11 protein-coding genes and 2 riboswitches are annotated in these 13,232 nt (G+C 37.9%); of the genes, 3 read left to right on the plus strand and 8 right to left on the minus strand.

Annotated elements, in window-relative coordinates; all coding sequences use genetic code 11:
* Window positions 1–36 precede the first annotated feature (36 nt).
* The 4 genes from DIS06_RS00505 to DIS06_RS00520 all read right to left on the minus strand — a co-directional run bounded on the left by DIS06_RS00505 (window position 37) and on the right by DIS06_RS00520 (window position 5,438).
* The gene (locus DIS06_RS00505; protein ID WP_110111293.1) at window positions 37–921 is read right to left on the minus strand and encodes a patatin-like phospholipase family protein; all 885 of its coding nucleotides are present in this window, start codon (window positions 919–921) and stop codon (window positions 37–39) included.
* A gap of 104 nt (window positions 922–1,025) precedes the next feature.
* Window positions 1,026–1,457 (minus strand): transcriptional regulator MntR, encoded by a 432-nt coding sequence (mntR, locus tag DIS06_RS00510; protein WP_110111294.1) that lies wholly within the window; start codon window positions 1,455–1,457, stop codon window positions 1,026–1,028.
* 158 nt (window positions 1,458–1,615) lie between these two features.
* Window positions 1,616–4,183, minus strand: a complete 2,568-nt coding sequence (locus DIS06_RS00515; RefSeq protein ID WP_110111295.1) for a vitamin B12-dependent ribonucleotide reductase — start codon at window positions 4,181–4,183, stop codon at window positions 1,616–1,618.
* A gap of 421 nt (window positions 4,184–4,604) precedes the next feature.
* Window positions 4,605–5,438: a lipoate--protein ligase family protein gene (locus tag DIS06_RS00520; protein ID WP_110111296.1), complete on the minus strand. Its 834-nt coding sequence runs from the start codon at window positions 5,436–5,438 to the stop codon at window positions 4,605–4,607.
* 224 nt (window positions 5,439–5,662) lie between these two features.
* Between DIS06_RS00520 and DIS06_RS00525 the strand changes: the two genes are divergently transcribed.
* Window positions 5,663–6,046 carry a rhodanese-like domain-containing protein gene (locus tag DIS06_RS00525; protein ID WP_110111297.1) on the plus strand — a complete coding sequence of 128 codons (384 nt, stop codon included), beginning with the start codon at window positions 5,663–5,665 and terminating at the stop codon, window positions 6,044–6,046.
* Window positions 6,047–6,083: 37 nt separating this feature from the next.
* Here DIS06_RS00525 and gcvPB read toward each other — a convergent pair whose 3' ends face one another.
* From gcvPB to gcvT, 3 genes are all read right to left on the minus strand, one after another.
* Window positions 6,084–7,544 (minus strand): aminomethyl-transferring glycine dehydrogenase subunit GcvPB, encoded by a 1,461-nt coding sequence (gene gcvPB, locus DIS06_RS00530; protein WP_110111298.1) that lies wholly within the window; start codon window positions 7,542–7,544, stop codon window positions 6,084–6,086.
* Window positions 7,537–8,883, minus strand: coding sequence for an aminomethyl-transferring glycine dehydrogenase subunit GcvPA (gene gcvPA / locus DIS06_RS00535; RefSeq protein ID WP_110111299.1), 1,347 nt, complete (start codon window positions 8,881–8,883; stop codon window positions 7,537–7,539). Before gcvPA ends, gcvPB begins: the two co-directional genes overlap by 8 nt.
* A gap of 67 nt (window positions 8,884–8,950) precedes the next feature.
* Window positions 8,951–10,048 (minus strand): glycine cleavage system aminomethyltransferase GcvT, encoded by a 1,098-nt coding sequence (gene gcvT, locus DIS06_RS00540; protein ID WP_110111300.1) that lies wholly within the window; start codon window positions 10,046–10,048, stop codon window positions 8,951–8,953.
* 92 nt (window positions 10,049–10,140) lie between these two features.
* Window positions 10,141–10,232: riboswitch (glycine riboswitch) on the minus strand.
* Between the two features lie 2 nt (window positions 10,233–10,234).
* Window positions 10,235–10,324: riboswitch (glycine riboswitch) on the minus strand.
* Window positions 10,325–10,508: 184 nt separating this feature from the next.
* On the opposite strand from gcvT, the gene DIS06_RS00545 reads away from it, so the two are divergent.
* Window positions 10,509–12,188 carry a DEAD/DEAH box helicase gene (locus tag DIS06_RS00545; RefSeq protein WP_110111301.1) on the plus strand — a complete coding sequence of 560 codons (1,680 nt, stop codon included), beginning with the start codon at window positions 10,509–10,511 and terminating at the stop codon, window positions 12,186–12,188.
* Window positions 12,175–12,984: a YqhG family protein gene (locus DIS06_RS00550; protein WP_110111302.1), complete on the plus strand. Its 810-nt coding sequence runs from the start codon at window positions 12,175–12,177 to the stop codon at window positions 12,982–12,984. Before DIS06_RS00545 ends, DIS06_RS00550 begins: the two co-directional genes overlap by 14 nt.
* Before the next feature lie 56 nt (window positions 12,985–13,040).
* On the opposite strand, the gene DIS06_RS00555 is transcribed toward DIS06_RS00550, so the two are convergent.
* Entirely contained in the window at window positions 13,041–13,223 is a 183-nt protein-coding gene (locus tag DIS06_RS00555) for a YqzE family protein (RefSeq protein WP_110111558.1), read from the minus strand.
* Between the last annotated feature and the right edge of the window lie 9 nt (window positions 13,224–13,232).

A 13,232-nucleotide genomic window follows, 5' to 3' on the forward strand; every position in this document is an offset into this window, starting at 1 on the left:
TGGAGCTTTTTCTTGCTATTTTACTCATTCTGCTTTTTAATAGCTCCACTTCATTAGAAACTCTCTTCCTCTGTTTTTGCCTAATTCTAAAAGTTCCTTTTTCCTTTCATCCGTTAACGTAAACTCTGTTGCTAATACGTGATCAGTAGGGATGAAGATAATGTTTCGTTCGTGTCTTCTTGAAATATAACGAGCATCATGAGCATCTTTCATCGTATCAAACAACGCACCAAACAGCTCAATTGCATTTTTTATATGATTAATTTCCCTTTCTTCATCTTTTGAACTTAACTTTACACCAAGAACTGGCCGGACTTTAGGACGTTTATCATCATCAAACAACCAAATAGGAAAGTTACTCAACACGCCCCCATCTACAATTAGGTTCGTTTTATCTTTCGACTTTAACTTTACCGGTTCAAAAAAGTATGGAATACTACAACTCATTCTTACTGCTTTAGCGACTGAAAATGTTTCTGGAGAAATGCCATATCGAAGCAGATCATCAGGTATAACCACCATTCTTCCATTCGTTAAATCCGAAGCAACAATTCGTAACGAATGAGGTGGCAAATCGCCAAATGTCCGAACTCCTCGTGCTTCTAATTTCTCTTTCACCCACTTCTCTAACCTTTCACCTCTGTATAGTCCTAACTTCCAATAAAGGAAGAGCCATTTTGTTAACGCAGAAGGTAAAAATTTTGTTCGGGTATCAAGAAACATCTTCAAATCCATTTCATTCATCATATCCACTATATCGTTACTCGTATATCCAGCTGTAATAAAAGACGAAATAATAGCACCTGCACTTGTTCCAGCAAGCCTTCGAAAAACAAGGCCTCTCTCCTCAATTGCTTGAAGTGCACCAATTAATGCAAATCCTTTTATCCCACCACCAGAAAACACACCGTCTATATACACATGTGTTCCCTCCTAATTCTCCCATCCCCTTTTACATCTTTAGTCTGTCATGTATTAATTTATGATAGAACAAAACAAAAAACAGGCGGTAATCGCCTGCTCTGTTATGTCGTCTGCTCTTCTTCATTACGTTTTTGAACTGCACGTAACGCTTCAATGCGCTTTTCATCTTCTTCAAAAAATTGAACCAAGTCACCGACTCGATCAATTGCGTTCCAACTTAAATGATGCTCAATACCTTCCACATCTTCGTAGATGTTACTTTCATCCACACCAATTATACGCAAAAGTTGTTCTAACAATTCATGTCGATATACAAGGCGCTTACCTACTTTTTTCCCTTTCGCTGTTAAAACAAGACCCCTATATTTTTCATAAATTAAATATTCATCTTTGTCTAGTTTCTGCACCATCTTCGTTACGGACGAGGGATGAACTGCCAATGCTTCAGCGATATCGGATACACGTGCATATCCTTTATCTTCTATGAGCATGTATATTTGTTCAATGTAATCTTCCATACTTGGCGTAGGCATGACATCTCCCCCAATAATTTATGTATTTCTTTTACAAAAGACAATCATTAAAATTCTACTATACATCCTAACAATTGACAAGCAAGCTGTTAAGTGCGCTTACTTAGTATAAGCAAAAAAGAACATGAATACAACTATTCATGCTCTTTCTTATATGATTAAAGGCCGCATTTTAACTGTGCGCCACAGTTTGTACACGTATTACAACCACCAATTTCTTTTACTTTCCCTTGACGACAAACTGGACACGTGTTTCCAACTTCTGATCCAATTGTAACGTCTGTGGAACGCACATCGCTAATCGTGTCAACAAGGACCACATGTGCTTTTCTTGACTCTATTTTTGGTTTTACTTCCTCAGCTTCTTCGTCAAATGTGTTTTCTTCGGCTTTTAACGTTAAAACTTGCGCATCACGGCTTCCGTCTACGTAAACCGTTCCACCTTTAGCACCGCCGTTATAAAGACGCTCGTATACTTTTTGAACTTGCTCAACTGTATAGCCACGCGGAGCATTTACTGTTTTACTAATCGAGCTATCAATCCAACGTTGAATCACACACTGTGCGTCAGCATGTGCTTCTGGTGCTAAGTCCATAGCAGAGATAAACCAATTTGGTAAATGATCTGGATCTGCATCTGGATTTTCCTCTAAATATTCACGTACAATATCAGCTTTTACTTCGATGAACTTTCCAAGACGACCACTTCTGAAATAAGAGAACGAGAAGTATGGTTCTAGTCCAGTTGATACCCCAACCATTGTACCTGTCGAACCTGTTGGCGCAACTGTTAATAAGTGAGAGTTACGAATACCATGCGCTTTAATATCTTCACGAATATCTTCTGGCATCTTTTTCATATAGCCTGTATTTGTAAAGGCTTCACGTAAACGTGCTGTTTCTTCCTCTGTGTCTCCAATTAAGAACGGGAAGCTACCTTTTTCTTTTCCAAGTTTCACAGATGCGCGGTAAGCTGTAGTCGCAATGACTTCGAATACTTGATCAATCAACGTATTTCCTTCTTCAGAACCGTACTCGGTTTCACAATAAATAAGCAGGTCATGTAAGCCCATTACACCTAATCCAACACGGCGTTCACCTAATGCTTGCTTCTTATTTTCTTCTAAGAAATATGGTGTCGCATCAATTACGTTATCTTGCATACGTACACCTGTTTCAACTGTTGCTTTTAATTTCTCAAAGTTAACTGTTTTCGTTTCTTTATCTGCCATCTTCGCTAAATTAACCGCAGCTAAATTACAGACAGAAAATGGCGCAAGTGGTTGCTCACCACACGGATTCGTTGCAACAACACGCTGACCGTAAGCTTGCGCGTTTGTCATGTCATTTGCGTTATCAAAGAAGAAAATACCTGGCTCTGCTGAATATGTTGCACAAATGTTAATTAAGTTCCAAAGTTCTTTTGCACGAATTTTACGGTACATACGTACTTTGTAACCAAGGTTTTCCCATTCACGTACATCACCAATTTCATGCCATTTTTCGTTGTATTTTGCCATTTCTTCTGCAGAGTAACTTTCTACGTCTGGGAATCTCAGTGCATATTCTTCATCTTTCTCAACAGCATCCATAAATTCTTTTGTTAAACAAACCGAGATATTCGCTCCTGTTAAGAATTCGGAGTTATGAACACTATATGTTCCGCCTATACGTAGCTTTTCTTCCGCATCTTTGATAATTTTTTCGTTAAATCCGCCTAATCCAGGAATTTGTTTGTAATTGACAATCCCTTGATACATCGCTTCTTCTTGCTCAGTTAGCGGCGTGAATTTTAATTTATCGTTTGCATACCGTTTGATTGTTTCATCATTCGTGTTTTCGATTAGGAAACGTAAAATTCTTGGGTTTTGCATTTTTGAAATAATGAATTCAATGATGTCAGGATGCCAATCGCTTAGCATAATCATTTGTGCACCACGACGTGAACCACCTTGCTCCACTAAGTGCGTTAATTTTGCAATATCGTCTAACCATGAAACGGAACCAGACGATTTTCCGTTCACACCCCGTGCTAATGTGTTACGTGGACGAAGGGTTGAGCCGTTTGTTCCAACTCCACCACCGCGGCTCATAATCTCCATTACTTGTTTACGGTGCTCAGAAATACCTTCTCTTGAATCTTTTACATAAGGCATCACATAACAGTTAAAGTATGTTACATCCGTATTTGCTCCAGCTCCATACAGTACACGACCAGCTGGTACAAAATTCATTTCCACAAGCTCTTTATAAAACTTTTCAAACCACTCTTGACGCTTTTCCTCTGTTGTTTCTACAGATGCAAGCCCTGTCGCATTACGCTTAGCAATCTGTTCATAGTAAACCTCAAGAGGTTTTTCAATCACATCTAAAGAACGAGTGATGATTCCTGTTTCCGCTTCTTTTTCTGTTAATACTCCACGAAACTCTTCCTCTACTTTTACCGATGCCACTTTCTTTTCTAAATCTATATGTTGAATGTAACCTAGACCTCTAGCAGGGAATTTCGGATCTTCTTTTACGGTCAAGACGACAAAGTCACCTTCAGACAATGTCAGCTTCTCGGTATCCTTAAACGAATAACGATCTAGCATAACAAGTTTCGAAACACCTTTATGAGTTGTTTTCATATCCGGTGTAATTGGATGAACTTGAGGGAAAAGGCGAATATCTTCATTCAACTTTTCGACGTTGATATTTACTTTTTCATTTAGCGCAACAGTCATTCTTACAACTCCCTTATCACATAAGCTTTTCTTGACAAAACAGCTATCATTTTTCCACATTTTAGAAAATATCTTGTTAGTCAGATAAACATAACTTATCACACGTCACAATCTAAATCAACATGTAGTGTCCAAACATTTAAAAATACCTATATATAGGTATTGTCAAGAGAAAAATTTAAATTTAAAAAAATAAATGCATTGACTTTTATTTAATTCTGCCTCTTCCTTTCGAATCAACTTTTTTGTATCACTTCCGCCAAAATTCAGTCTCAAAAGAAAACAGCTAGTCTCTTATTATTTCAAGATTTAGGCTAAACTTGTAAAAAGTAGACACTATATCTTGATATGTAAAAAGACCAACTGCTCAAAAAGATTTGTTTTAAAAAAATTCTACTGTTCATGTCACATAACGCTTTTCTTACCTTCTAAAGTTCCAATCATCAGAAGCATATTTTTCATCTGCTAATTGCTGTACATACGCTTCTTCTTCCTCAGATAATTCATATGGCTGTAAATCAATATCTAGTGCTTTAGCAAATCCTTCTCTAAATGCTTCTTTTGCTTCATCTAGACCAATTGTTCGATTAGCAATTGCGTTAATCGCCACCGCTTTTTCACGAAACGCTCGTTGCATACGTTCTTTTAAGCGATCACTTGAGTATTTAAATACACTAAACAACTTATCTTCATCAAGATCAAGTAAAATTGAACCATGCTGTAAAATAACACCTTTTTGTCTCGTTTGAGCACTTCCTGCTACTTTTCTTCCTTCAACAACGAGCTCATACCATGAAGGTGCATCAAAACAAACAGATGAACGAGGATTTTTCAAACTACTTTTTTCTTCCTCTGTGCGAGGAATTGCAAAATATGCTTCTAGTCCTAGTTTGCGAAAACCTTCTAATAAACCTTCTGAAATCACACGGTAAGCTTCTGTTACCGTATGAGGCATGTCTGGATGGGACTCAGACACAATGACACTGTATGTTAGTTCATGTTCATGAAGTACTCCACGTCCTCCTGTAGGACGGCGTACGAACCCTAAACCAAGTTCTTTTACTTTGTCTAAATCAATTTCTTTTTCTGCTTTTTGAAAATAACCAATTGATAAAGTTGGCGGATTCCATCCATAAAAACGAATAGTTGGTGGAATTTCTCCTTGACTATGCCAATCTAGAAGAGCTTCGTCTAATGCCATGTTATAGTACGGGGAACGATTTTGTGAATCAATAAATCTCCAAGTGTCTTTCATTTCTCTCATCCTCAACTATGTAATAAGCACGTTCTACATGTGCCAATCAACCTAAAATAAAATCTGCTTTTTAGTCTATCAAAATATTGAGCCAAGGAAAAGCAAAGAGGTATGACTTAGAAAATTTACCAACCTGAAAGAACACTCCCTCAAATGATTTACGACAAGCAGTATATCTTATATAATAGTCGTATGTATTTAGTCGAAGAAAGGAACGATTCAGCATGACATTTATCCTTATTGCTGTAGGAGCGATTGTCGTATACTCGGTAATCATGTTCTTCTACCAACGTAGCATCATGAAAACATTAACCGAAGAGGAGTTTCGCGCAGGCTACCGCAAAGCACAACTAGTAGACATTCGTGAACCGAATGAATATGAAGGCGGCCATATTTTAGGAGCTCGTAACATTCCTGTTTCTCAAATGCGCATGCGTATTAAAGAGTTCCGCAAAGACCAACCAGTTTATTTGTACTGTCAAAATGGTATTCGCGCAGGCCGTGCGGCTCAAATGCTAAAACGTCAAGGCATAAAAGAGATCTATCAATTAAAAGGTGGATTTAAAAACTGGAATGGCAAGATTAAAACAAAACAAAAAGCTTATTAAAAGACAAAAGGGAGAGTGACAGTCACTCTCCCTTTCTTTATGCTTGCTGATAACGAAGAACTGGCTTACGTGCAGCCAATGTTTCATCAAGGCGCTTGACCACTGTTGTATGAGGTGCTTCTTGGACAACCTCTGGATTTTCTTCTACTTCTTTTGCGATTTGAATCATTGCATCAATGAACGCATCTAATGTTTCTTTAGACTCCGTTTCAGTTGGTTCAATCATCATACATTCTTCCACAATAAGTGGGAAGTAAATCGTTGGTGGATGATAACCAAAGTCTAACAAGCGTTTTGCAATATCTAACGTACGTACACCTAGTTTCTTTTGACGCTTTCCTGATAACACGAATTCATGTTTACAATGACGATCAAATGGTAAATCGTAATATTCTGCTAATCGACGCATCATATAATTAGCGTTTAACACGGCATGTTCGGTTACGGCCTTCAATCCATCTGGCCCCATGGAACGGATATACGTATAAGCACGAACATTAATCCCAAAGTTACCATAAAAAGGTTTGACTCGACCAATCGATTTAGGACGATTATAGTCAAAATGATAACCATCTTCTGTTTTCACTAATATAGGTTTAGGTAAGTATGGAATTAGGTCCTCTTTCACCCCAACTGGACCTGAACCAGGGCCTCCTCCACCGTGAGGACCTGTAAATGTTTTATGAAGATTTAAATGAACCACATCAAACCCCATATCACCTGGTCGTGCTTTACTTAATACTGCATTTAAGTTTGCTCCATCATAATAAAGCTTTCCACCTGCTTCATGGACGATTTGAGCCATCTCTAAAATATTTTCTTCAAATAATCCAAGTGTATTTGGATTTGTTAGCATAAGTGCCGCTGTGTCTTCACCTACAACACGACGTAAATCATCTAAGTCAACCAATCCATCTTCATTTGACTTAACCGTTACCGTTTCAAAGCCTGCTACTGTTGCAGAAGCTGGATTTGTTCCATGTGCTGAATCAGGCACAATTACTTTTGTACGTGCCACATCACCGTTTGCTTCATGGTATGCACGAATCATCATTAATCCAGTCCACTCACCATGAGCTCCTGCAGCAGGTTGTAGCGTCACTTCATCCATGCCTGTAACTTCTTTTAAATGCTCTTGTAAATCATACATTAGTTCCATTGAACCTTGGACTGTAGTTTCCTCTTGTAATGGATGAACATGTGCAAAACCTGGAATGCGCGCTGTATATTCATTAATTTTCGGATTATATTTCATCGTACAAGAGCCTAGCGGATAAAAACCTGAATCCACACCGTGATTACGTTTAGACAATGCAGTGTAATGACGCATAATATCAAGCTCTGACACTTCTGGTAGATTTGGTTCTTCTTGACGAATATAATCAGCTGGCAAAATCTCGTCTACTACCACTTCAGGTACATCTAAATCCGGCAACGAATAACCAACACGACCTTCTTTACTTAGCTCAAAAATAAGTGATTGATTGTGATTATTCATGAAGATCCCCCAATTCCTTTACAAGTTGATCAATTTCTTCTTTTGTACGAAGTTCTGTTATCGCAAGTAACATATGATGTTGAAGTCCTAGATAATCACGACCAAGGTCATAACCACCAATGATTCCTCTATCTAAAAGGCGTTCATTTACTTCTTTCACCGATAACGGAAGCTCAACCACTAACTCATTAAAGAAAGGCCCCTCAAACGTTACTTTGCATCCAGCATCTTTTAAAGCGTTAAATGCGTAGTGAGCTTTTGTAATATTTTGTACCGCGATCTCTTTTACACCTTTTTTCCCAAGTGCAGTCATCGCTACAGAGGCAGCTAGCGCATTAAGCGCCTGGTTCGAACAAATATTAGATGTTGCTTTATCACGACGAATATGTTGCTCACGTGCTTGTAATGTTAAAACAAATCCTCTCTTACCTTCTTCATCTACGGTTTGCCCAACAAGACGCCCTGGAATTTTGCGCATTAACTTGGATGTCGTTGCAAAATATCCACAATGTGGACCACCGAACTGTGCGGGAATACCAAATGGTTGTGCGTCTCCTACAACAATGTCTGCTCCTAATTGACCTGGGGGCGTAAGCAAACCTAAAGCTAATGGGTTACTTGAAACAACAAACATTCCTTTTTCTTGATGAGCAATTTGCTCAATGTCTTTGAGTGGTTCAATTTGTCCAAAGAAGTTTGGATATTGAACAATGACCGCTGCAACGTCTCCACTCATCTCACCTTTTAAAGCTTCAAGATCTGTTACACCGTTTACAGATGGAATTTCAACCACTTCAATGTATTGACCATTTGCGTACGTTTTAAGTACGTCTCTTGACTCAGGATGCACAGTTTGAGAAACTAAAACTTTCTTCTTTTTGGTTTGACCAGCACTTAACATAGCTGCTTCTGCTAACGCTGTTCCACCATCGTACATGGAAGAGTTCGCGACATCCATTCCTGTTAATTCACAAATCATCGTTTGAAATTCAAAAATCGCTTGCAATTCCCCTTGTGAAATTTCAGGCTGATACGGTGTATACGCGGTGTAAAATTCAGAACGAGAAATAACATGATCAACAATGATTGGCATGTAATGATCGTACACACCAGCACCTAAAAAAGAAGCATACTCTTTTACGTTTGCATTTTTAGCAGCTAACGTCGTCAATTCTTTTATAAGCTGTGATTCAGATGCTGCTTTTCTAATCTTATATTCTCCTTTAAAACGAACACGTTCTGGAATATCATGGAACAGCTCATCAACTGATGAGACACCAATCGTTTCTAACATTTCTTTTTTATCTTGTTCTGTCATTGGCAAATAACGATGCATCATGTTACATTGCTCCTCTCTCAAGTGAACATCTCTATTTTTTATCATTCTTATTGGATAGGCTAACTCTTTATTTAGAACGCTTATAAAATGGCGTTGATACCACTTTTGCTTTTAATCGTTTTTGACGAACTTGAACTTCAACTTCCATTTCCATACTTGCGTAATTTGCATCCACTAGTGCTAAACCAATGTTTTTCTGTAATGTAGGCGATTGTGTTCCCGTTGTCACAAAGCCAATTCGCTCGTCCCCGCTATAAACGTCGTATCCATGACGAGGAATGCCTTTCTCAATCATTTCAATCCCAACAAGCTTTCGACTAGGTCCTTCCTCTTTTTGTTTCTTTAATATCGATTGACCAATAAAATCATCTTTATTGACCTTCACAGCAAAGCCGATTCCAGCTTCGATTGGCGTAATGTCTTTTGATAACTCTTGACCGTACAGAGCTAAGGTTGCCTCAAAGCGTAACGTATCACGAGCACCCAGTCCACAAGGAATAATCCCTTCACTTTCTCCAGCTTCTAAGATTTTCTTCCATAGCATCGCAGCATCGTTTGCATCACAATAAAGTTCAAATCCATCTTCCCCTGTATAGCCAGTACGTGAGACCAATACCTCTACACCAGCTAGTTCGACGCGATCTTTAAAATTAAAAAATTTAATATTCGATAAATCTTCTGATGTTAATGTTTGTAACACTTTTTCAGCAATAGGTCCTTGCAATGCTAATTGACCCATCTCTTCCGATACATTTTTAAGTGTCACATCGCCAAACTCATGCTGTACTAACCAATCAAAATCCTTTTCAATGTTTGCTGCATTGACCACGAGTAGATAGTGTTGCTCGCTCTTTTGATAAATGAGTAGATCATCTACGGTTCCACCATTTTCATAACACATCGCCGTATATTGTGCTTTATTGTCTTTTAACACAGATACGTCATTAGTCATCATCTTTTGTAAAAACGCCCGACTATCTGAACCTGTCACTTCAATTTCTCCCATATGAGAAACATCAAACAACCCAGCTTTTGTACGAACGGCTTCATGTTCTTTTTTAATGGAAGAAAATTGAACAGGCAAAGCCCACCCACCAAAGTCAATAATCTTTGCTCCGTATTCTTTGTATGTATCGTAAAGCGGTGTTTGTTTTAAGTCAGTCATGAAAATAAATCCCCCTTATATTCGGTTTAAATGATTTTACCCCACTTACTAATCAAAAAAAGGACAGAGTTCTCCCTAATACATTTAGGAAGTCTCTGTCCTTTCACCTGAAAGTTTCCCCATACGTTTGTTTTGACTGTGTTAGGTTTGCCTCGTGGGTGGTCATGATGACACTCTCCAGAGATGCGTCCAACAAGAGTCTTTTTGCCTGAGAGATTCACATATTCGCTTGCTCCTTCGGCGCTACACTAAAGTAGTCTCTCCTCTTATCATCATCCGCTTCTATAAAGTTTTTATTTTTGGGCATACTACATAAAAATAATGATTTTACGATTATTAACAAATAGTTTCGCAAAGTGGCAATATGCTCTTTATTTAAAATTTTCTAAATTACATTTTCATCCTACATGAATCTTTACATTAGTTCAATAAAAAACTTTCTGAAAGGGGTGCGTTTATCATGAAAGTAACCATGAACTTCGATTATGAGTGGACAAATCAATTTTTATCTCGCGTTGAAGAAGAGGGGCCTTGGTCTAACTGGGATCTTTATAAATTAGCTTTCAACATTGAAAAACAAACGGTCATCGATGAGTTTGAAGGTCTTAAATGCCCTAATTATTTACCAAATCTGACTCCTCTTCCTCATCAGTTAGAAGTGGCAAAACAAGTCGTGGAAAACATGAACGGAAAAGCCATTTTAGCTGATGAAGTAGGTCTTGGAAAAACAATTGAAGCAGGCCTCGTTCTAAAAGAATACATGATTCGCGGTCTAGTGAAAAAAGTATTAATTCTAGTCCCTGCTTCTCTTGTTTCACAATGGACGATAGAGTTAAATCAAAAGTTTTATATTCCTGCCGTTGCTCAAAAGAAATCGTATGTGTGGGAGCAATGCGATGTGGTTGTGTCATCAATTGATACAGCAAAACGGCCTCCACACCGGGATATTGTTCTGGAACAAGATTACGACCTTATTATTATTGACGAAGCTCACAAACTGAAAAACAATAAAACCAAAAACTATGAATTCGTTCAAAACCTAAAGAAGAAATTTTGTTTACTTCTTACGGCGACACCTGTTCAAAATCGAATTGAAGAAATTTTCAATTTGGTTTCCTTATTAAAGCCTGGACACTTAGGGAATAAAGCCATTTTTGAAGAGATTTTTTCTGCGAAAAAGAGAACATTACAAAACGATGAGAAGTTACGTGAACTTATTAGTAAAGTGATGATTCGTAACCGACGAGGCGATACGGGGATTGAGTGGACAAAACGGGTTGTACAAACTGTTCCAATTGAATTCTCAACAGCAGAAAGAGAGTTATATGAATCCATCACATCTTTTAAAAAGCACGGAATGGGTTCAGCTAGTGCGTTTTCAATTTTAACCCTACAACGTGAAGCGTGTAGCAGTCGAGAAGCGGTATACATGACACTAAAAAATATGATGGAGCGTCAAGAAGAAGGTAGTTCGATACCAAATACAATGATTAATCCATTAATGAATAAAATTGAGCAAGTGAAGCAAAATGCAAAAGCAGAGAAAGTATTAGAACTCATTCAAAACATCAATGATAAAGTAATCATTTTCACAGAATATCGAGCTACCCAGCTCTATCTACAATGGTTTCTCAAGCAACATGGTATCACATCGGTTCCTTTCAGAGGTGGGTTTAAGCGAGGAAAAAAAGATTGGATGAAGCAATTATTTGAACATCACGCACAAGTTTTTATTGCAACAGAAGCAGGTGGAGAAGGAATTAACCTTCAATTTTGCCACCATATTATTAATTATGATTTACCGTGGAATCCAATGAGACTAGAACAACGAATTGGACGCGTTCATCGACTCGGCCAACAAAGTGATGTACACATTTATAACCTTGCCGTAAAAGACACGGTCGAAGAACATATCCTAAAATTGCTTTACGAGAAAATTAATCTATTCGAGCGAGTGATTGGCGAATTAGATGAAATCTTAACAAAGCTTGATTTCGGCAATATCGAAGAGCATATCCAAGACATCTTATTTCACTCCAACAGTGAAGGAGAGATACGAATTAAAATGGATAACTTAACTTCCATTATTGAATATGCAGAGCAAATGAACGAAGGTGAGGATCAACATGCAGCAAACTGATATTCATCACTTTTTAAAACAATACTTTAAAACAAATGACTGTGAGGTTGTTCAAGAACACCCCTCTTATTTAACGTTTCAGCTCACAATTGAAATGGATAAAGAACTGATGAACCGCCCATTTTATTGGCATTATGTTGAAAAGACAGGTGGCACTCCTAGCCCAGCTTGTTTAACCTTTATTACAGACCCTAGCTTTGAAGACAAAGATGTAAAAGGCGAACGCATTCATTTTGGTTCACCACGACTACATCAAATTTTCGCTTCTACTCAGAAGTTTGGTAGTTTTACTCATTTGTATGAAAGCCTGCCGTCAGTTCCTTCTACTAGTAAAGCGTTACACCCTTGGCTTGGCCTAAACGTAAAGATATCGTACAAATGTGATCGAAAACGTGATTACATAGTGTCATTAGGGTTACATCTTATTTCAGGAAAAATTGTAGAAAACTTTCAAGGCGTGCTTGAACAACAAGCAATGTCTCCTAAAATATCGGATTATTGCTTTACACTTTCACCATTAATTAAACCCAAAAGTGGTATCAGTCGCTTACAAGATTACCTTGCAAGTGCCATTAAACAAGATGATCACCAATGGGCTGAGGAAGCTAGAAAACGCTGGTATGATGATCTTGCATTACTTGATCATTTTTATGAAACGGCAGAAGAAGTACCTGAAAGTTACGAAACAGAAAAACAAGCATTACAAGAGCAATATGAACCCACCATCATCATTAAGATTGTGAATGGCGGACTCTTTTACTTATCTGAACAAACCGCTTCACAAAAATTTGCTTAATATAAAAAAAGCATGTTCGACGAGTGCTAAAAACTCCTTATCGAACATGCCTTTTTTTAAGAACGTTTTTTTCGATACCAAAGCATAAAAGCTAGAGGTAACATCCCAAACCACCGACTCGGGAAAGGTGTACGTTCTTCTTTTCGTTGAATTCGTTTCATTTTTCGTTCCGTTTTTGGTTGATCCATATATCGCACAAACTGTTGTGTGACAAATTTAACGTAGTCGTTTGTTTTTATTGTCATCAA

Origin of the sequence: Bacillus sp. CGMCC 1.16541 (genome assembly GCF_003184905.1) — a bacterium.
Taxonomy (GTDB): Bacteria; Bacillota; Bacilli; order Bacillales; family Bacillaceae_H; genus Priestia.

Excerpts from the sequence above, each read along its gene's own strand:
- DIS06_RS00525 (WP_110111297.1), top strand. The coding sequence starts at position 5,663 with ATGACATTTATCCTTATTGCTGTAGGAGCGATTGTCGTATACTCGGTA.
- DIS06_RS00520 (WP_110111296.1), bottom strand. The coding sequence starts at position 5,438 with ATGAAAGACACTTGGAGATTTATTGATTCACAAAATCGTTCCCCGTAC.
- gcvPA (WP_110111299.1), bottom strand. The coding sequence starts at position 8,883 with ATGATGCATCGTTATTTGCCAATGACAGAACAAGATAAAAAAGAAATG.
- gcvT (WP_110111300.1), bottom strand. The coding sequence starts at position 10,048 with ATGACTGACTTAAAACAAACACCGCTTTACGATACATACAAAGAATAC.
- DIS06_RS00545 (WP_110111301.1), top strand. The coding sequence starts at position 10,509 with ATGAAAGTAACCATGAACTTCGATTATGAGTGGACAAATCAATTTTTA.
- mntR (WP_110111294.1), bottom strand. The coding sequence starts at position 1,457 with ATGCCTACGCCAAGTATGGAAGATTACATTGAACAAATATACATGCTC.
- DIS06_RS00515 (WP_110111295.1), bottom strand. The coding sequence starts at position 4,183 with ATGACTGTTGCGCTAAATGAAAAAGTAAATATCAACGTCGAAAAGTTG.
- DIS06_RS00550 (WP_110111302.1), top strand. The coding sequence starts at position 12,175 with ATGCAGCAAACTGATATTCATCACTTTTTAAAACAATACTTTAAAACA.
- gcvPB (WP_110111298.1), bottom strand. The coding sequence starts at position 7,544 with ATGAATAATCACAATCAATCACTTATTTTTGAGCTAAGTAAAGAAGGT.